17 protein-coding genes are annotated in these 19,081 nt (G+C 70.1%); 7 read left to right on the top strand and 10 right to left on the bottom strand.

All coding sequences use genetic code 11. The features are described from left to right. Window positions 1-97: 97 nt before the first annotated feature. Window positions 98-1,303: a serine hydrolase domain-containing protein gene (locus tag ACWDYJ_RS04585; protein ID WP_451563975.1), complete on the top strand. Its 1,206-nt coding sequence runs from the start codon at window positions 98-100 to the stop codon at window positions 1,301-1,303. A 99-nt stretch (window positions 1,304-1,402) separates the two neighbouring features. Here the strand turns inward: ACWDYJ_RS04585 and ACWDYJ_RS04580 are convergent, their stop codons facing one another. Further along, complete coding sequence (locus ACWDYJ_RS04580; RefSeq protein ID WP_451563974.1) at window positions 1,403-2,842, bottom strand: gamma-aminobutyraldehyde dehydrogenase; 1,440 nt, start codon at window positions 2,840-2,842, stop codon at window positions 1,403-1,405. Between the two features lie 169 nt (window positions 2,843-3,011). Between ACWDYJ_RS04580 and ACWDYJ_RS04575 the strand changes: the two genes are divergently transcribed. The 6 genes from ACWDYJ_RS04575 (at window position 3,012) to ACWDYJ_RS04550 (ending at window position 9,020) form a co-directional block, all read left to right on the top strand. Further along, the gene (locus tag ACWDYJ_RS04575) at window positions 3,012-3,515 is read left to right on the top strand and encodes an Lrp/AsnC family transcriptional regulator (RefSeq protein WP_033222960.1); all 504 of its coding nucleotides are present in this window, start codon (window positions 3,012-3,014) and stop codon (window positions 3,513-3,515) included. A gap of 3 nt (window positions 3,516-3,518) precedes the next feature. Then, window positions 3,519-4,880 carry an aspartate aminotransferase family protein gene (locus tag ACWDYJ_RS04570; RefSeq protein WP_451563973.1) on the top strand — a complete coding sequence of 454 codons (1,362 nt, stop codon included), beginning with the start codon at window positions 3,519-3,521 and terminating at the stop codon, window positions 4,878-4,880. A gap of 199 nt (window positions 4,881-5,079) precedes the next feature. Then, on the top strand, window positions 5,080-5,847 hold the full coding sequence (locus ACWDYJ_RS04565; RefSeq protein WP_451563972.1) for an ABC transporter ATP-binding protein: 768 nt from the start codon (window positions 5,080-5,082) through the stop codon (window positions 5,845-5,847). After that, entirely contained in the window at window positions 5,829-6,911 is a 1,083-nt protein-coding gene (locus tag ACWDYJ_RS04560) for a hypothetical protein (protein ID WP_451563971.1), read from the top strand. The genes ACWDYJ_RS04565 and ACWDYJ_RS04560 overlap by 19 nt, the downstream gene beginning before the upstream one ends. 26 nt (window positions 6,912-6,937) lie before the next feature. Continuing rightward, entirely contained in the window at window positions 6,938-8,029 is a 1,092-nt protein-coding gene (locus tag ACWDYJ_RS04555; RefSeq protein ID WP_451563970.1) for an LOG family protein, read from the top strand. Window positions 8,030-8,108: 79 nt separating this feature from the next. Continuing rightward, window positions 8,109-9,020, top strand: coding sequence for a hypothetical protein (locus tag ACWDYJ_RS04550; RefSeq protein ID WP_451563969.1), 912 nt, complete (start codon window positions 8,109-8,111; stop codon window positions 9,018-9,020). Window positions 9,021-9,035: 15 nt separating this feature from the next. On the opposite strand, the gene ACWDYJ_RS04545 is transcribed toward ACWDYJ_RS04550, so the two are convergent. The 9 genes from ACWDYJ_RS04545 to rpsB all read right to left on the bottom strand — a co-directional run bounded on the left by ACWDYJ_RS04545 (window position 9,036) and on the right by rpsB (window position 18,997). After that, window positions 9,036-10,058, bottom strand: coding sequence for an ABC transporter ATP-binding protein (locus ACWDYJ_RS04545; RefSeq protein ID WP_451563968.1), 1,023 nt, complete (start codon window positions 10,056-10,058; stop codon window positions 9,036-9,038). Beyond that, window positions 10,058-11,689 (bottom strand): ABC transporter permease, encoded by a 1,632-nt coding sequence (locus tag ACWDYJ_RS04540; protein WP_451563967.1) that lies wholly within the window; start codon window positions 11,687-11,689, stop codon window positions 10,058-10,060. The genes ACWDYJ_RS04545 and ACWDYJ_RS04540 overlap by 1 nt, the downstream gene beginning before the upstream one ends. Before the next feature lie 56 nt (window positions 11,690-11,745). Then, window positions 11,746-12,843 carry a thiamine ABC transporter substrate-binding protein gene (locus ACWDYJ_RS04535; RefSeq protein ID WP_451563966.1) on the bottom strand — a complete coding sequence of 366 codons (1,098 nt, stop codon included), beginning with the start codon at window positions 12,841-12,843 and terminating at the stop codon, window positions 11,746-11,748. A gap of 252 nt (window positions 12,844-13,095) precedes the next feature. Beyond that, window positions 13,096-14,208 (bottom strand): 23S rRNA (adenine(2503)-C(2))-methyltransferase RlmN, encoded by a 1,113-nt coding sequence (gene rlmN / locus ACWDYJ_RS04530; protein WP_451563965.1) that lies wholly within the window; start codon window positions 14,206-14,208, stop codon window positions 13,096-13,098. Window positions 14,209-14,390: 182 nt separating this feature from the next. Next, window positions 14,391-15,467, bottom strand: coding sequence for a phosphatidate cytidylyltransferase (locus ACWDYJ_RS04525; protein ID WP_451563964.1), 1,077 nt, complete (start codon window positions 15,465-15,467; stop codon window positions 14,391-14,393). Continuing rightward, window positions 15,467-16,024 carry a ribosome recycling factor gene (gene frr, locus ACWDYJ_RS04520; RefSeq protein WP_451563963.1) on the bottom strand — a complete coding sequence of 186 codons (558 nt, stop codon included), beginning with the start codon at window positions 16,022-16,024 and terminating at the stop codon, window positions 15,467-15,469. Before frr ends, ACWDYJ_RS04525 begins: the two co-directional genes overlap by 1 nt. A gap of 93 nt (window positions 16,025-16,117) precedes the next feature. Beyond that, window positions 16,118-16,897 (bottom strand): UMP kinase, encoded by a 780-nt coding sequence (pyrH, locus tag ACWDYJ_RS04515; RefSeq protein ID WP_451563962.1) that lies wholly within the window; start codon window positions 16,895-16,897, stop codon window positions 16,118-16,120. Window positions 16,898-17,059: 162 nt separating this feature from the next. Further along, window positions 17,060-17,896 carry a translation elongation factor Ts gene (tsf, locus tag ACWDYJ_RS04510; protein WP_451563961.1) on the bottom strand — a complete coding sequence of 279 codons (837 nt, stop codon included), beginning with the start codon at window positions 17,894-17,896 and terminating at the stop codon, window positions 17,060-17,062. Window positions 17,897-18,058: 162 nt separating this feature from the next. Next, window positions 18,059-18,997: a 30S ribosomal protein S2 gene (rpsB, locus tag ACWDYJ_RS04505; RefSeq protein WP_451563960.1), complete on the bottom strand. Its 939-nt coding sequence runs from the start codon at window positions 18,995-18,997 to the stop codon at window positions 18,059-18,061. Window positions 18,998-19,081 lie beyond the last annotated feature (84 nt).

Genomic DNA, 19,081 nt, shown 5'->3' with positions numbered 1-19,081 from the left:
AGATCCCTCTCTTCGGTGATCCGCGACGAGGCCTCTGAGCAGGAGCATGGAGTCATCGGGGCCGCAGTGGCCCGGTGAACTCACAGGGGGATCCATCATGAACGCACGCACGCGCACGCTGATCGCCGCCGCCCTGGTTCTGGGCATCGCGTCCGCACCGGCGGCCGCCGCCCACGCGGCGCCGACGCCTTCGACCTCCGCCCCCGATGTCGCCCCGGTCGCCTTCGCCGCCCCGCCGACCACACTCGATGTGGCGGCGCTGGAGAAGGCGATCGCGGGCCTCGGCGCGCGGAACAAGGACGCGACGGCGGCGCTGGTGCGGGTGGGCGGTACGGGCGGCCGCTGGCAGGGGAGTTCCGGTGTCGCGGACATCCACACCGGGCGTGAGGCCGTCGAGCAGGGCCGGTTCCGGGCGGGATCGGTGACCAAGGTCTTCACCGCGGCGGTGGTGCTGCAACTGGCGGCCGAGGGGCGCGTGGACCTGGACAGGCCGGCGCGGCAGTACCTGCCCGAGGTCGTACCGGAGGCCTACGAGACGGTCACCGTCCGGCAGTTGCTCAACCACACCAGCGGTATCCCGGCGGCGGACGGGCCGGGCGACGGCTTCGAGTCCCAGTGGGAGCACCGCTTCGATGTGACGGATCCTCGCGAGCAGATCGCGAACGCCCTGGGCAAGGGAGCTGAGTTCACCCCCGGCACGGCCCAGCACTATCTGAACATCAACTACACGGTGCTGGGTGTGCTGATCGAGGAAGTGACGGGCACGACGTACGAGAAGGCGGTCGGCCGGCGGATCCTGAAGCCGCTGGGCCTGCGCCACACCTCGTTCCCCGGCCGGACGCAGACGAGGATCCACGGGCCGCACAACCGGGGCTACCAGGCGGTGGAGAAGGCCGACGGCTCGACCGAGCTGCGTGACGTGACCGAGTGGAACTCCTCGGACCGGTGGGCGGCGGGCGACATCATCTCGACCACCGCCGATCTTGAGCGGTTCACGACGGCCCTGTTCAGCGGCCGGGTCGTGCCGAAGGACCAGGTGGAGGAGATGTTCACGGTACCGGCGGTGAAGGACTTCGCGAGCGGCAAGCCCGCCGCGATGACGGCGGGACTGTCGAAGATCGTGCTACCCGACGGCACGGTGGCCTGGGGCAAGTCGGGTGGCCGGCACGGCTACAACACCGCTATAGGCGCGACCCGCGACCTCTCCCGCACCCTGGTCTATTCGGTGAACTCCACCAACGCCAAGGGCCAGGACATGAACCCGGTGGCCTTCGGCATCATCATGGCGGCCTTCAGCCGCTAGCGGGGACGGGGACCCGGGTCGGCACGCGAACGGGGAGGGCGGTGAACGTTTCCGTCCACCGCCCCCCCGCCGCGGCCGTGCTGGGATCGATGCGGCCGATCAGCCGTCGAGCGAGGTCATCACGTGCTTGATGCGGGTGTAGTCCTCGAAGCCGTAGGCGGAGAGGTCCTTGCCGTAGCCGGACTTCTTGAAGCCGCCGTGGGGCATCTCGGCGACGAGCGGAATGTGGGTGTTGATCCACACGCAGCCGAAGTCGAGGTTCTTGGACATCCGCATCGCGCGGCCGTGGTTCTTGGTCCACACCGAGGAGGCGAGGGCGAACTCGACTCCGTTCGCGTACTCCAGGGCCTGCGCCTCGTCGGTGAAGGACTGGACGGTGATGACGGGGCCGAAGACCTCGTTCTGGATGATCTCGTCGTCCTGCTTCAGACCGGAGACCACGGTCGGGGCGTAGAAGTAGCCCTTCTCGCCGACCCGGTGGCCGCCCGCCTCGACCTTGGCGTGTGCGGGGAGGCGCTCGATGAAGCCCGCGACCTGCTTGAGCTGGTTCGGGTTGTTCAGCGGGCCGTACAGCACGTCCTCGTCGTCCGGCTGGCCGGTCTTGGTGTCGGCGGCGGCCTTGGCGAGCGCGGTCACGAACTCGTCGTGGATCGACTCGTGCACGAGCACGCGCGTGGCGGCCGTGCAGTCCTGGCCTGCGTTGAAGTAACCGGCGACCGCGATGTCCTCGACGGCCTTGGCGATGTCGGCGTCCTCGAAGACGACGACCGGGGCCTTGCCGCCGAGCTCCAGGTGGACGCGCTTGACGTCCTTCGAGGCGCTCTCGGCGACCTGCATGCCCGCGCGCACGGAGCCGGTGATGGAGGCCATCGCCGGGGTGGAGTGCTCGACCATGGCCTTGCCGGTCTCGCGGTCACCGCAGATGACGTTGAAGACGCCCTTGGGCAGGACCGAGTCGATGATCTCCGCCATCAGGACGGTGGAGGCCGGGGTGGTGTCCGAGGGCTTGAGGACCACGGTGTTGCCCGCGGCGATGGCCGGGGCGAACTTCCACACGGCCATCATCATCGGGTAGTTCCACGGCGCGACCTGGGCGCAGACACCGACGGGCTCACGGCGGATGATCGAGGTCATCCCCTCCATGTACTCGCCGGCCGAACGGCCCTCCAGCAGGCGGGCGGCGCCCGCGAAGAAGCGGATCTGGTCCACCATCGGCGGCAGCTCCTCGCTGGCCGTCAGGCCGAGCGGCTTGCCGGTGTTCTCCGACTCGGCGGCGACCAGCTCGTCCGCGCGCGCCTCGAAGGCGTCCGCGATCTTGAGCAGGGCCTTCTGCCGCTCGGCGGGGGTGGTGTCGCGCCAGCCCGGGAAGGCGGCGGCCGCGGCGGCCATGGCGGCGTCCACGTCGGCCTGTCCGGACAGCGGGGCCGTCGCGTACGCCTCACCCGTGGCGGGGTTGACCACCTCGGTGGTCCGCCCGTCGGCGGCGTCCTTGAACTCCCCACCGATGTAGTTGCGCAGACGACGCAGTTCGCTGGTCACTACAGCCACACTCCTGATCACATGTCCAACGGTTGAGACGAAACCCAAGCCTAGCGTCTCAGCCGACGCTTTCGACAGAGCCGGACGCCATGAACTACGAAATCCGTGGAATCTAAGATGGTGCACAACGAATAACATCGGTTACGGGTTGCGGAACAGACGACTCCTCGTGCACAGTGAGGTCGTGGTCAGTCGAAGCGCAGATTCCAGGAACAGACAACCGTCCCCTTCGGTCGATGCTGTGTCCCTGGCGATCATCGAGCAACTGCAGGAGGACGGCCGCCGTCCCTATGCATCGATCGGCAAGGCCGTCGGCCTCTCCGAGGCGGCTGTACGCCAGCGCGTACAAAAGCTGCTCGACCAGGGCGTCATGCAGATCGTCGCCGTCACCGACCCGCTCACCGTGGGTCTGCGACGGCAGGCCATGGTCGGCATCAACGTCGAGGGAGACCTCGACCCGGTGGCCGACGCACTCACCTCCATGGCGGAGTGCGAGTACGTGGTGATGACCGCGGGGTCGTTCGACCTGATGGTGGAGATCGTCTGCGAGGACGACGACCACCTGCTCGAAACGATCAACAAGAAGATCCGCACGCTCCCCGGCGTGCGATCAACCGAAAGCTTCGTTTACCTGAAGCTGAAGAAGCAGACCTACATGTGGGGAACTCGATAGCCCGTGAGCCAGGACCTCTCCAAGACCGCGTACGACCACCTGTGGATGCACTTCACCCGCATGTCGTCCTACGAGAACGCACCCGTCCCCACCATCGTGCGTGGTGAGGGCACCTACATCTGGGACGACAAGGGCAAGCGCTACCTCGACGGTCTCGCGGGACTGTTCGTGGTCAACGCGGGTCACGGCCGCAAGGAACTGGCCGAGGTCGCCTACAAGCAGGCGCAGGAACTCGCCTTCTTCCCGATCTGGTCGTACGCGCACCCCAAGGCCGTGGAGCTCGCCGAGCGCCTCGCCGACTACGCCCCGGGCGACCTGAACAAGGTCTTCTTCACCACCGGTGGCGGCGAGGCCGTCGAGACCGCCTGGAAGCTCGCCAAGCAGTACTTCAAGCTGCAGGGCAAGCACACCAAGTACAAGGTCATCTCGCGTGCGGTCGCCTACCACGGCACCCCGCAGGGCGCGCTGTCCATCACCGGACTGCCGGCCCTGAAGGCCCCCTTCGAGCCGCTGGTCCCCGGCGCGCACAAGGTAGTGAACACCAACATCTACCGCGCCCCGATCTACGGCGACGACCCCGAGGCCTACGGCCGCTGGTGCGCCGACCAGATCGAGCAGGAGATCCTCTTCGAGGGCGCCGACACCGTCGCGGCCGTCTTCCTGGAGCCGGTGCAGAACGCCGGCGGCTGCTTCCCGCCGCCGCCCGGGTACTTCCAGCGGGTCCGCGAGATCTGCGACCAGTACGACGTGCTGCTCGTCTCCGACGAGACGATCTGCGCCTTCGGCCGCCTCGGCACGATGTTCGCCTGTGACAAGTTCGGCTACGTCCCGGACATGATCACCTGTGCCAAGGGCATGACCTCGGGCTACTCCCCGATCGGTGCCTGCATCATCTCGGACCGCCTCGCCGAGCCGTTCTACAAGGGTGAGAACACCTTCCTGCACGGCTACACCTTCGGCGGACACCCGGTGTCCTCCGCGGTGGCGATCGCCAACCTCGACATCTTCGACAAGGAAGGCCTCAACCAGCACGTGCTGGACCACGAGGACGCCTTCCGCGCGACGCTGGAGAAGCTCTACGACCTGCCGATCGTCGGTGACGTCCGCGGCAACGGCTACTTCTACGGCATCGAGCTCGTCAAGGACAAGGTCACCAAGGAGTCCTTCACGGACGAGGAGACGGAGCGCGTGCTCTACGGCTTCCTCTCCAAGGCGCTCTTCGACGCCGGCCTGTACTGCCGCGCCGACGACCGTGGGGACCCGGTCATCCAGCTGGCCCCGCCGCTGATCGCGGACCAGGGCACCTTCGACGAGATCGAGGGCATCCTGCGCTCGGTGCTCACCGAGGCGTGGACCAAGCTGTAGGCCAGTCCTGAGATCAGCCGGCCGCAGATCAGCCGGCCACATCTCGTCCGGCCACACGGCCCGGATCCGCTGTTCGAGTGAGAACAGGGGGTCCGGGCCGTGTGCTGTCACCATCCAAGACGTTCATCTCTTTACATCTCAGTGCGGCGCCAGTGACCGAAAGGGCTCCGCTTCGTTCCCCCGGACGGAGGTGTACGCCATGGTGGCTCCACCGGACTCTGCCGCACCCGACAGTGCCCCGCCCCAGGACGATCTGCTGTGGGCGCGGTCCCTTCACTACGCCCACAACGGTTCGCCCGGCCTCGTCGGGGTCTGCGTCGGCGTCCGCCAAGGTGAGATCGTGGCCGTCACCGGCCCGCGCGGCAGCGGAAAGACCACCCTGCTGCGCTGTCTGACCGGACAGCTCGTCCCCGAGCAGGGCGAGGTCTGGTTCAACAGCCTCCCCGTCCACAAGATGGGCACCCTGTCCCGCGAGCGGCTGCGCCGCGACCGGTTCGCCTGGATCGGGCCCGAGCCGCAGCTGCTGCCCGAGCTCAAGGTCTGGGAGAACGCGGCCCTGCCGCTGCTGATCGCCGGTGCCTCCCACCGCGCCGCCAAACACGCCGCCTGCGAATGGCTGGAGCGCCTCGACATCGGCGCCTTCGCCCGCAAACGCCCCGCCGCCCTGAACCGGGCCGAGTCCCAGCGCGTCGCCCTGGCCAGGGCGCTGGTCGCCGAGCCCTCGGTGCTCTTCGCCGACGAGCCGACGGCCCCGCTGCACCGGGCCGAGCGCGCGCTGCTGCTCCGTACGCTGACCACCGCGGCACGCTCGCACGAGATCACCGTGCTGCTGGCCACCCACGACGAGGAGACCGCGGCCGCCGCCGACCGCAGCCTGGCCCTGCTCGACGGTCGCCCGGCGGGCGCCGCGGCAGCCGCCTCCCCCCGGACGACGGAGGACCAGGCCGCGTGCTCGCTCTCCGCCTAGTCCGCGGCTCGCGGCCCCTCGTCCAGCTGCGCCGGCTGCTGGTCGCCGCCGCCTCGGCCGGTAGCGGATTCCTGCTGCTGTACGTCCTCGCCGAGGCGACCTGGCGGCCCGCCGGATCGTTCCCTCGCCTGCTGTGGGCGCTGGTGCCGCTCGCCGTCACCGTCCAGTTCGCGGTGGCCGTGGCCCGGACCGACCCCGCGACCCGGCCCCGCGAGGGGCTGGACGCCGCCGGGCTGGGACCCGTACGGCTCACTCTGGTCGCGGCCGTTTCCACCGCCATCGCCTGCACCCTCGGCAGCGCCGTGGCCCTGGCCGTGTTCCTGCACCTGCGGGGCGACGTCACCGGGCTCCCGTTCGACGGCGCCGGGGCCCAACTCCTGCACGCCGACCAGCCGCTGCCGGTGGCGGGCGCCCTCACCCTCCTGGCCCTGATCCCGCTGACGGCCTCCGCCGCGACGGCCCTCGCCCTGCGTCCGCGCCCCGCCGAAGCCGGGGTGAGTCCCCAGACCGGGGTGCCCTGGGGCGTGGCGCTCACCGCGTGCGGGCTCACCGTCGAGGCGTACGCCGGTCGGGGCGGGCCGGCGATGCCGGCGGGCTGGGCCCTGATCGCGGCCGGCCTCGCCCTCGCCGGGCCCGGACTGGCCTACGCCTGCGGAACCCTCGTCCAGGCCGTCCGCCCGGGTGCCCTGCGGCTGCTGGCCGGACGGGCCCTGCAGGAGGAGGCGCCCCGGCTGGGCCGGCCCCTCGGGGTGCTGTGCGCCGTCGGAGCGGCAGCCCTCACCGCCGTGGCCCTGGGGGGCGAGACCGGGCCGCTCGTCCCGCTGGGTCCGCTGACGGGACCGGCCGCCGCGTTGGTGGCTCTGTGCGCGGGCGCGACCCTTCTCACATCGGCCGTCGAATCCCGGCAGGCCCGATCCGCCGTCCGGGCGACCCTGGTCGAGCTGGGCACACCGGGCGCGGTCCTGCGTACGGCCGCGACCTTGCGGGTCACCGCGCTGCTGGCCGTGTGCGTACCACTGAGCTGGGGTGTGGCACAGCTGACGTCGCTGGCACTGACCCGCTGACGCCGGCAGCCCTTAGGGTGGGCCGAATGGTCAACCCAGACATCGAGATCGAGACGCTCGCCGAATTCGACCAGGTCGTGGCCCGCGGCTCGCTCAGCGGCTTCCGGATCCAGTCGGTCAACCTTCTGGAGCGGACCTTCGCGCTGCTGTCCGCCGACACCTCGGCGGCCGTCTTCCTGGGCTGCGCGATGGAGCCCGATGCCTCCGCGAAGGTCCGCGCGGACGGCGCGCTCGTCTTCCCGCCGGTCCCGGACCTGCCGTTCAACCCGTACCGGGGCCTGCTCTACACGCCCGAGGAACTGTTCACCGGGCTGTCGGAGGGCTACGAGGCCACCCCGGACGCCCTGGCGTACGCCTGGCTCCAGGAGACCGAGGCCGACGGCGACATCTTCTCGTCGCTGCTCCGGGCCGTCCACGACGACGCCATCTCCGACGCCCTCGACGAGCACCTCGCCGGTGTCCCGGTCGTGGGCGTGATGGGCGGCCACGCCATGGTCCGCGGCGGTACGGAGTACCAGGGCGCGGCGGAGCTCGGCCGGTCCCTGTCCCGGGCCGGGCTCACCGTCGCCACGGGCGGTGGCCCGGGCGCGATGGAGGCCGCCAACCTCGGCGCCTACCTGGCCCCCGCCCCCGATGAGGCCCTGCCCGAGGCCCTGGAACTGCTGGCCAAGGTTCCGTCGTTCACCCCGTCGATCTCCGACTGGGCGCGCGCGGCCTTCTCCGTACGGGAGCGCTGGCCGGGCGGCGGCGATTCGGTGGGCATCCCGACCTGGTTCTACGGCCACGAGCCGCCGAACGCCTTCGCGGGGCAGATCGCCAAGTACTTCGCGAACGCCACCCGCGAGGACGGACTGCTGGCCCGGTGCACCGCGGGCGTGGTCTTCCTGCCGGGCGCGGCGGGCACCGTGCAGGAGATCTTCGACAACGCGACGCCGAACTACTACGCGTTGCGGGGCGAGCCGACCCCGATGGTCCTCGTGGGCCGCGCCCACTGGACGGAACACCTGCCGGCCTGGCCCCTGCTCCAGGCCCTGGCCGGAGCCCGCGCGATGGAGTCCCGGATCGCGCTGGTGGACTCGGTGGACGAGGTCCCTGCCGTTCTCGCGTCAATGGGTTGAGTACGGCAGGCAACTTCCGGGCCGGTTTCGACGTCATGCAGAGGTACCGCAAACCTGCCAGACGTGAACGGAGCCTTCTGTGCTCATAGGCCTGCTGACCGCTGTCGCGGCGTCCATCTGTTACGGCACGGGATCCGTCCTGCAAGCCGTGGGCTCGCGCCGCGCCGCGCGGATGTCCCCGGCCGCCGCCGGGGTGACCGCGCACGGCGGACCCAACCTGACCTCCACCGCCAAGGCCGCGATGACATGGGAGTTCATCGTCGGCACGATCCTGGACTTCGTGGGCTTCGGCCTGGGCGCGCTGGCCGCGCGGATGCTGCCGCTCTTCCTCTCCCAGACCGTCATCAGCGCCAACCTGGTGATCACCGCCGTGCTGAGCGTGAAGATGCTGGGGATCCGGCTGACGCGCAAGGAGTGGACGTCGATCGGCGTCGTCTGCGCGGCGCTGGTGCTGCTCGCCACGGCCGCGGGCCACGAGGGGGACCACCACGCCCCGATGTCCACGCACTGGTGGCTGCTGGCGGTGACGCTGCTGATCATCGTCGGCGGCACCGTGGCGGTACGGTTCCTCGGCGGCCGGGCGGCGATCCTCGCGGGCCTGCTGTCGGGCCTGGCCTTCGGCGCGCTGGGTGTCGGCGTCCGGATCCTCAACGGTGTCGACCCCTTCGACCTGGGTGCGCTGCTCGGCGACCCGGCGCTGTACGCCGTCCTGATCGCGGGCTTCGGCGGCATGTACCTGCACACCATCGCCCTCCAGATCGGCTCGGTGAACGGCGCGACCGCGGCCCTGGTCGTCGGCGAGACCGTGCTCCCGGGAGCCATCGGCGTGCTCTGGCTCGGCGATGCCTCCCGCCCGGGGCTGGCCTGGCTGGCGATCCTCGGCTTCGTCCTGGCCGTCGCCGGCGCGGTGGCGGTGGCCTGGTTCGGCAACCACGACGGCGCCGAGGCGGACGAACCCGCCACCCCTGAACCGGTCCCCGTGCCCCAGTAGGGCGGGCCGCGGTGGCTACTCGGCCGGAAGGACGACCACCTCCGCCGGTGCGAAGGCCACCGCGACCCGGTCCCCCACGGCGGGGGCCCCGGCCAGCTCGCATTCGGCCTCCAGCAGCGGTCCCGCCTCCGGCCTCAGCAGTAGCGCCACATGCGTCCCCCGGAACGTCCGCGACAGCACCTCGCAGGCCAGCCCGTCCCGGCCGAGGACCACGCCCGCCGGGCGGATCAGCAGTTGCCGATCCCCGTCCGGCGTCCCCGCCGGGACGGCCACCTTGCCCCACGGAGTCCCGGCGGCGTCCCCCGAGACCGTCGCCGGGACCACGTTCTCGAAGCCCAGGAACCGCGCCACGAACTCCGACGCGGGCCGCTGCCACACCTCCAGCGGAGTCCCGGTCTGCGCGATGCGCCCCTCCCGCATCACCACCACCCGGTCGGCCAGCGCGAACGCCTCCCCCTGGTCGTGGGTGACGGCCAGCACGGTGGTGCCCAGCCGGGAGAACAGCCCCTGGAGTTCCACCACCAGCCGCTCCCGCAGTCCCCGGTCCAGCTGGCCCAGCGGTTCGTCCAGCATCAGCAGCCGCGGCGACGGCGCCAGCGCCCGGGCCAGCGCGACCCGCTGCTGCTCGCCACCGGACAGCGAGGCCACGGCCCTGCGTTGGGCCCCGGGGAGCCCGACCAGCTCCAGCAGCTCCGCGACCTGGCCCTCGTAGGCCTCGCGGCCGGCGCCCCGCATCCGCAGGCCGAAGGCGACGTTCCCGCCGACGTCCCGGTGCGGGAAGAGCTGGTGGTCCTGGAACATCATGCCCACGCCCCGCCGGTGCACCGGCACCCCGGCCTGGTCGGCGCCCCCGAGCAGCACCCGCCCGGCGGACACCCGCTGGAGCCCGGCCACCACCCGCAGCAGGGTGGACTTCCCGCTGCCGCTCGGCCCCAGCACGCACACGGTCTCGTGCTCGGCGACCTCCAGGTCGACGGCGTCCACCACCGCGCGGTCACCGAAGCGGACCGAGACCCCTTCCAGCTGAAGCAGTGTCATCAGAACTCTCCCGCTGTCTTGTCGGGTCGCAGTCGCTCCAGCACCAGCAGGGACACCGCGCACACCAGCATCAGAATCGTGCTCAGGGCCATGGCCTGCCCGTAGTTCAGCTCACCGGCCCGCCCCAGCAGCCGCGCCACCGCCACGGGCAGCGTCGGCTGGTCCGGCCGGGCGATGAACACGGTCGCCCCGAACTCCCCCAGGGACACCGCGAAGGCGAAGCCCGCCGCGATCAGCAGCGCCCGCCGCACCAGCGGCAGGTCCACCTCCCGCCAGGCCCGCAGCGGCGACGCGCCGAGCACGGCCGCCGCCTCGCGCAGCCGTCCGTCCACCGCCCGCAGCACCGGCAGCATCGTCCGTACGACGAAGGGCACGCCGACCAGCGCCTGCGCCAGCGGCACCAGGATCCAGGAGGTCCGCAGGTCCAGCGGCGGCTCGTCCAGGGTGATCAGGAACCCGAAGCCGACCGTCACCGCCGACACCCCCAGCGGAAGCATCAGCAGCGCGTCGAAGCCACGCACGAAAAGGCCGCCGCCGAAACGGCCCCCGCGCCGGGTCAGCACCGCCGCCGCGAGCCCTCCGACGAACAGGGCGATGGCGGTGGCGGCCAGGGCGTACTCGAGGGAGTTCCAGACGGCCTCCAGCGGCGGCACCAGGAACGTGCCCCCACCGGCGCCCGCGTCCGTCAACGCCCGGTAGAAGCCGAGTCCGTAGCCGCCCGGCGCGTCGAAGGACCGTTCCACCAGTACGCCCAGCGGCAGCAGGATCAGCAGCGCGACGCTCATGAGCACCCCGCCCAGCAGGCCGCGCTGCGCCCAGCCGCGCGGCCGGTGCGTGGTGCGCGCGGGGTCCACGAGCCGCAGGGCCGTCTCCCGCTTGCGCACGGTCCAGGTGTGCACGCCGAGGATCGCGCCGACGGCGGCGAACTGCACCATCGTCAGGACGGCGGCCGTCGGCAGGTCCAGCAGGTGCGCGGTCTGCCGGTAGACCTCCACCTCCAGGGTGGAGTACGAGGGCCCGCCGAGGATGAGCACGACGCCGAAGGAGCTGAAGGTGAACAGGAACACCATCAGGGAGGCGGCGGCCACCGACGGTGCGAGCGCCGGCAGCGTCACGCGCCGCCACGCCGCGAAGCGCCCGGCGCCCAGCACCCGGGCGGCCTCTTCCTGGCGCGGGTCCAGCTGGGCCCACAGCCCGCCGACCGTCCGTACGACGACGGCGTAGTTGAAGAAGACGTGCGCGAGCAGGATCGCCCACACGGTGGTGTCGAGCCGGACGTCCCACAGCTCGTCCAGCAGCCCGCCCCGGCCCACCAGCGCCAGGAAGGCGGTGCCGACGACGACGGTCGGCAGCACGAACGGAACGGTGACCACCGCCCGCAGCAGCTGTTTGCCCGGGAACTCGAAGCGCGCGAAGACGTACGCGCCGGGGAGCGCGATCAGCAGCGTGAGCACCGTCGACGCGAGCGCCTGCCAGGTGGTGAACCACAGCACGTCCGCGATGTCGGGCCGGACCAGCACCTCGCCGAACCGCCCGAACTGCCAGCCCTCGTCCGTCTTGAGCCCCCGGCCGACGATCGCGGCGACGGGGTAGGCGAAGAACAGCCCGAAGAAGACGAGCGGCACGGCCATCAGAGCAAGTCTGACGGCCGTCGCGCGCCCGGCCTCCTTCGGGGAGTGCTCCGGTACTACTTCACGACGAGCGAGGACCATGTCTTGACCCACTGCTCACGGTTCTTGGCGATGGTCTCCGGGGCGACGTGCTCCGGCTTCTCGACCACCACACCGTGCTTCGTGAACAGCTCCGGCAGCTTCGCGTCCTTGACCACCGGGTTCACGAACATCTTGAGCGGCATGTCCTCCTGGAACTTCTTGCTCACCAGGAAGTCGAGGAGCGCCTTGCCACCCTCCTCGTTCTTCGCGCCCTTCAGCAGACCCGCGAACTCGATCTGGCGGAAGCAGGTGCCGGTGGCGACGCCCGTGGGGGCCTCGGCCGGCTGCGGCTCGCTGTAGAGCACCTCGACCGGCGGGCTGGAGGCGTAGGAGACGACCAGCGGACGGTCGCCCTTGGCCTTCTTGCCGCCCGCGGAGCCGGAGAAGCGCTCGTTGTAGGCCTGCTCCCAGCCGTCGACGACCTCGACGCCGTTGGCCTTGAGCTTGCTCCAGTAGTCCTTCCAGCCGTCCTCGCCGTACTTGCCCACGGAGGCGAGGAGGAAGCCGAGGCCGGGCGAGGAGGTCGCCGCGTTCTCGGTGACCAGCAGGTTCTTGTACTCCGGCTTGATCAGGTCGTCCAGCGTCTGCGGCGGGGCGAGCTTCTTGTCGGCGAAGTACTGCTTGTCGTAGTTGACGCAGATGTCACCGGAGTCGACAGGGGTGACGCGGTGCTCCTTGTCGAGCACGAACTCCGGCTTCACCTCGGCCAGGCCCTTGGCCTCGTAGGGGGTGAAGATCCCGTTGTCGAGGGCGCGCGAGAGAAGCGTGTTGTCGACGCCGAAGAAGACGTCGCCGCGCGGGGAGCCCTTGGTGAGGATCTCCTGGTTCAGGGCCGCGCCGGCGTCGCCGGACTTCAGCCTCTTGACCGTGTAGCCGCTCTGCTGCTCGAACTCCGCCAGGACCGCGTCGGTCACGTCGAAGGAGTCGTGGGAGACGAGCGTGACGGTCTTGGACTTCGGGGCGTCGCTCGCCCCGGCGGGCTTGTCCTTGGCGTCGCCGCCGCAGGCGCTGAGCGTGGTGACGCCGAGCGCGGCCGCGAGCGCGGCGCCCGCGATCTTCTTGGTGGTGCTCACTGGTGATTCCTCCTGGGAAGTCCAGGAGAAGACGCGGCCCCGCCCGGCGCTCTCTCCGAGCGGACGCCGGGCAGGGCGCAACAGCTTGAGTGGTGACCGAACTTCCTACCCCGAATGACCGGGGCGAGGTTCAGAGGGTCTGCGGTGACGGATACCGCACTCTCAGCGCTGTGGCGCTCCCCTGTCGGAATATGAAATTGGTTCGGCCACAGGGTACCCCCGTGGCCGATTACGCCCGGTCGCGGGCCGGATCTAGCGCTCCGAGGCCGCCAGCTGGCCGCACGCGCCGTCGATCTCCTGGCCGCGGGTGTCCCGTACGGTCACGGGCACGCCGTGCCGTGCGATGGCCTCGACGAAGGCCTTCTCGTCCTCGGGGCGCGAGGCGGTCCACTTCGAGCCCGGCGTCGGGTTCAGCGGGATCAGGTTGACGTGCACGCGCTTGCCCTTGAGCAGCTTGCCCAGCAGGTCGCCGCGCCAGGCCTGGTCGTTGATGTCGCGGATCAGCGCGTACTCGATGGAGATCCGGCGGCCGGACTTCTCGGCGTACTCCCAGGCCGCGCCGAGGACCTCGCGCACGTTCCAGCGGGTGTTCACGGGGACCAGGGTGTCGCGCAGCTCGTCGTCCGGCGCGTGCAGCGAGACGGCGAGGCGGCACTTGAAGCCCTCGTCGGCGAAGCGCAGCATGGCCGGGACCAGGCCGACGGTGGAGACGGTGATACCGCGCTGCGACAGGCCGAGGCCGTCGGGCTCCGGGTCGGTGAGGCGGCGGATGGATCCGATCACCCGGTTGTAGTTGGCCAGCGGCTCGCCCATGCCCATGAAGACGATGTTCGACAGCCGGGCCGGGCCTCCGGGCACCTCGCCGTCGCGCAGCGCGCGCATGCCGTCGACGATCTGGTGCACGATCTCGGCGGTGGAGAGGTTGCGGTCGAGGCCTGCCTGGCCGGTGGCGCAGAACGGGCAGTTCATGCCGCAGCCGGCCTGCGAGGAGATGCACATGGTGACCCGGTCGGGGTAGCGCATCAGGACGGACTCGACGAGCGTGCCGTCGTGCAGCTTCCACAAGGTCTTGCGCGTGGTGTCGTTGTCGCAGCTGATGTGCCGGACGACGTTCATCAGGTCCGGCAGCAGCTCCTGCTGGAGCTTCTCCCGCGAGCTCGCCGGGATGTCGGTCCACTCGGCCGGGTCGTGCGCGTACCGGGAGAAGTAGTGCTGGGAGAGCTGCTTGGCCCGGAACGGCTTCTCACCGATGGCGGCCACCGCCTCGCGGCGCTCGGCCGGGGTGAGGTCGGCGAGGTGCCGGGGCGGCTTCTTGACCCCGCGAGGGGCGACGAAGGTGAGCTCTCCCGGAACAGGGCGGGCCATGGCAGGTACTCCTTGTAAGACGAAAGGCGCGCCGCAGAAGCAGCGCGCCCTTCAAGAGTAACCGCCCGGCGTGTGACGACGTCTTTCCGCAGGTCAGCCCGTACCCACGAAGGCCGCCAGCAGCAGCGCTGCAACCGATCTGCGGCTCCGCCGCCTGGCACCGGAGCCGTCGGCAGCAGGGCTCAACCCGTACCGACAAAGGCCGCCAGCAGCAGCCACACCACCGGAGCCGTCGGGAGCAGCGAGTCGAGCCGGTCCATGATGCCGCCGTGGCCCGGGAGCAGGGTGCCCATGTCCTTGATGCCCAGGTCCCGCTTGATCATCGACTCGCCGAGGTCGCCCAGGGTGGCGCTGACCGCGACCGCGAGGCCCAGCAGCAGGCCCTGCCACCAGGAGCCGCCGTCGATCAGGAACTCCATGCACAGCGCGCCGGCCGCCATCGCGAAGGCCACCGCGCCGAAAAGCCCTTCGCGGGTCTTGCCGGGGCTGATGCGCGGCGCGAGCTTGGTCTTGCCGAAGCGCCAGCCGACCGCGTACGCCCCGGTGTCGCTGACCACGGTCAGGACCAGGAAGGTGACCACCCGCTGGGGGCCGTCGTCGGCCGTGAGCAGCATCGCGACGAAGGTCGCCAGGAAGGGCACGTAGAACGCCGCGAAGACGCCCGCCGTGACGTCCTTGAGGTAGTCGGCGGGCGGTTCGGTCATCCGCCACACCAGGACGGCGAGGGCGGTCAGTGCCATCGCGACCCAGGCGCCCTCGGCCCCGCGGACGTATCCGGCGATGACCATGGCGGCGCCACCGACCGCGAGCGGGACCAGCGGCGCCTTGATGCCCTTCTTCTCCTGGAGCCGGGAGGTGAGTTCCCACAGACCCACGACGACCGCGACGACGATGACGCCGACGAAGACCGCCTTGACGATGAACAGCGACGCGAAGATCACCGCACCGAGGCCGACGCCGACCCCTATGGCGGCACGCAGATCCCGCCCCGCGCGCTTCTTCGGCGGCGGGGGCGACGCATCATGCGGCTGCGGGGCCTGCGGAGGCGGGGGGCTGGGCATGGGCTCCTGCGGCGGCGTCTCGGCGCGGAACAGGGGGCCGCCGAGAGCGGCGGCCCCCCGATCGCGTGCTTCCCGGTCGTCGAAGGCACGGCCGGCGGCATCGGGCACGATGGGCATGGGCCGAGTCTGCGGGCCCACCAGCGCATCGTATGCGGGACCCGCCGGAACCGGCTCCGTCGCCCAGGGAGAGTCGTTCATCAGACCTCGAGGAGCTCGGATTCCTTGTGCTTGAGCAGCTCGTCCACCTGCGCGACGTACTTCGCGGTGGTGTCGTCGAGCTCCTTCTCCGCGCGGCGCACCTCGTCCTCGCCGGCCTCCTTGTCCTTGACGAGCTTGTCAAGGGCGTCCTTCGCCTTGCGGCGGATGGCGCGGAGCGAGATCTTGGAGTCCTCGGCCTTGGTACGCGCGACCTTGATGTACTCCTTGCGGCGGTCCTGCGTCAGCTCGGGGAAGTTCACCCGGATGATGCTGCCGTCGTTGCTCGGGTTCACACCGAGGTCGGAGTCACGGATCGCCTGCTCGATGTTGCGCAGGGCGCTCTTGTCGAACGGGGTCACGATCGCCATGCGCGGTTCGGGCACGGAGAAGGAGGCGAGCTGGTTGATGGGCGTGATGGCGCCGTAGTAGTCCGCCACGATCTTGTTGAACATCGCCGGGTGCGCACGACCGGTGCGAATCGCGGCGAAGTCTTCCTTGGCGACGACGACGGCCTTTTCCATCTTCTCCTCGGCCTCGAGGAGGATCTCTTCGGTCACCACGTGCTCCTGCATGTCTTGAATGGATGGTTCAGGCGGGCGGGGCGGTGCGGGCCGCCCGGACCAGGCCGGACCGGCCCGGCTGCGGAGTGCTCAGGCCCGGGTGCCCTGGTCGCTCACGAGCGTCCCGATCTTCTCACCCTTGACGGCTCGGGCGATATTGCCCTCGGCGAGCAGTTCGAAGACCAGGATGGGCAGCTTGTTGTCGCGGCACAGCGTGATGGCGGTGGCGTCGGCGACCTTCAGGTCCCGGGACAGCACCTCGCTGTACTCCAGCGCGTCGAACTTCACCGCGTCCGGGTTGGTCTTCGGGTCGGAGTCGTAGACCCCGTCGACGCCGTTCTTGCCCATGAGGAGCGCCTCGGCGTCGATCTCCAGGGCGCGCTGGGCGGCCGTGGTGTCGGTGGAGAAGTACGGCATGCCCATGCCGGCGCCGAAGATGACGACGCGTCCCTTCTCCAGGTGCCGGACGGCCCGCAGCGGGATGTACGGCTCCGCGACCTGGCCCATGGTGATGGCCGTCTGGACGCGGCTGTCGATGCCCTCCTTCTCCAGGAAGTCCTGGAGGGCGAGGCAGTTCATGACGGTGCCGAGCATGCCCATGTAGTCGGAGCGGGCCCGGTCCATGCCGCGCTGCTGCAGCTCGGCGCCGCGGAAGAAGTTGCCGCCGCCGATGACGATCGCGATCTCCGCGCCGTCACGGACCACGGCCGCGATCTCACGGGCGATGGCGTGCACGACGTCAGGGTCGACGCCCAGTCCGCCGCCGCCGGAGAAGGCTTCGCCGGACAGCTTCAGCATGAAGCGGCGGCCCTTCTTGCCGTGGTCGTTCTTGTCGTCGGAAGCGGTGTGGGGGTCCACGCCCTGATTCATGGGTATCTCCTCGTGCACATACGAAGAAGGCCATTGCCGGTGGGTCCTTGCGGTTCCCTCTGCGGCAATGGCCTCCTCGTCAGATCTGCGGTCGTCCTGCGCGAGCGCGGACGACTGCTTCAGACCCTACCGGGGTCCGGTGTCCGTCGCGTACGGACGGACTCAGATGCCGACCTTGATGCGGGCGAAGCGCTTCAGGGTGACACCGGCCTCGTCCAGAACCTTCTGGACGGACTTCTTGTTGTCCAGCGCGTACGGCTGGCCGAGCAGCGTGACGTCCTTGAAGAAGCCGTTCACGCGACCCTCGACGATCTTGGCGATCGCGGCCTCGGGCTTGCCCTCGGCGCGGGTGACCTCTTCGGCGACGCGACGCTCGGACTCGACGACCTCGGCCGGGACGTCCTCACTGGTGAGGTACTTCGGCGCGAAGGCGGCGATGTGCTGCGCGATGCCCTTGGCAAGGTCGGCGTCGGCCTTGTCCAGCTCGACCAGAACACCGATCTGCGGCGGCAGGTCGGGCATGGTGCGGTGCATGTACGAGGCCACGAAGGCGCCCTCGTACTGCGCGAAGCGGTCCAGGACGATCTTCTCGCCGAGGTTGGCGTTGGCCTCGTCCACGAACGCCTGGACGGTCTTGCCGGGCTCGATCTCGGACGCCAGCAGCGCCTCGATGTCGGCCGGGGACGTCTTGGCCACGTGGGCGGCGAGCTGGTCGGCGACGGCCAGGAACTTCTCGCTCTTCGCGACGAAGTCGGTCTCGCACTTCAGCTCGAGGATGACACCGGTGGTGGCGTCCTCGGAGATGAGGGAGGTGACCGCACCGTTCTCGGCGGAACGGCCCTCGCGCTTGGCGACACCCTTCAGGCCCTTGACGCGCAGGATCTCGTTGGCCTTGGTGACGTCACCGTCGGCCTCGACGAGCGCGTTCTTGCAGTCCAGCATGCCGGCGCCGGTGAGCTCGCGGAGCTTCTTGACGTCAGCGGCGGTGTAGTTCGCCATGAGTCTGTGATTCTCTCTCGAAGTCGTAGATCTACGGGCTGGGGGCCCCTCCCAGCGGTAGCTGGGGGATGGCGGAGGGGCCGCGCTCGTGGCGCGGCTCCCCCGCCGTCATCGTCCGTGCTGTGAGTGCCCGGCGGGTGAACGCCGGGCGCTCTCAGTGGGTCAGGCCTGCTCGGCGTCGGCGGCCGGAGCCTCGACAGCAGCCTCGGTGGGCGCGGCCTCAGCGGCCGGAGCCTCGACGACAGCCTCGGCGTCGGCGGCCGGAGCCTCGACAGCGGCCTCGGCCGCGGGGGCCTCGACCGACTCGTCGGAGGCAGCCTTCTTCTCGCCCTCGAGGAGGTCGCGCTCCCACTCGGCGAGCGGCTCGGCAGCGGCCTTCTCGCCCGGCTTCGAGTCGCCGGTCGCAGCGCCGGAGCGGGCGATGAGGCCCTCGGCGACGGCGTCGGCGATCACGCGGGTGAGCAGGGTGACGGAGCGGATCGCGTCGTCGTTGCCCGGGATCTTGTAGTCGACCTCGTCGGGGTCGCAGTTGGTGTCGAGGATCGCGACGACCGGGATGTGGAGCTTGCGCGCCTCACCGACGGCGATGTGCTCCTTCTTGGTGTCGACGATCCAGACGGCGCTGGGGACCTTCGACATCTCGCGGATACCACCGAGGGTCTTCTCCAGCTTGATCTTCTCGCGAGAGAGGACCAGGAGCTCCTTCTTGGTGAGACCCGAGGCGGCGACGTCCTCGAAGTCGATCGCCTCAAGCTCCTTCAGACGCTGAAGGCGCTTGTAGACGGTGGAGAAGTTGGTGAGCATGCCACCCAGCCAGCGCTGGTTGACGTACGGCATACCCACGCGCGTCGCCTGCTCGGCGATGGCTTCCTGGGCCTGCTTCTTGGTACCGACGAACATGATGGAGCCACCGTGCGCGACGGTCTCCTTCACGAACTCGTAGGCGCGGTCGATGTACGACAGCGACTGGAGCAGGTCGATGATGTAGATGCCGTTGCGCTCCGTGAAGATGAAGCGCTTCATCTTCGGGTTCCAGCGGCGGGTCTGGTGACCGAAGTGGACGCCGCTTTCCAGCAGCTCCCGCATCGTGACGACGGCCATGGCCATCTCCTTGTTTCTCGGTTTGGTTCCTGACGCCCCACCGCGCCCTGCCCCGACAAAGGGACCGAGAGGCGCTTCCACCTG

This window comes from Streptomyces sp. NPDC003042 (genome assembly GCF_053591315.1).
Note: the sequence above shows the minus strand (reverse complement) of the source record. Positions and strands in the feature narration are given on the sequence as shown.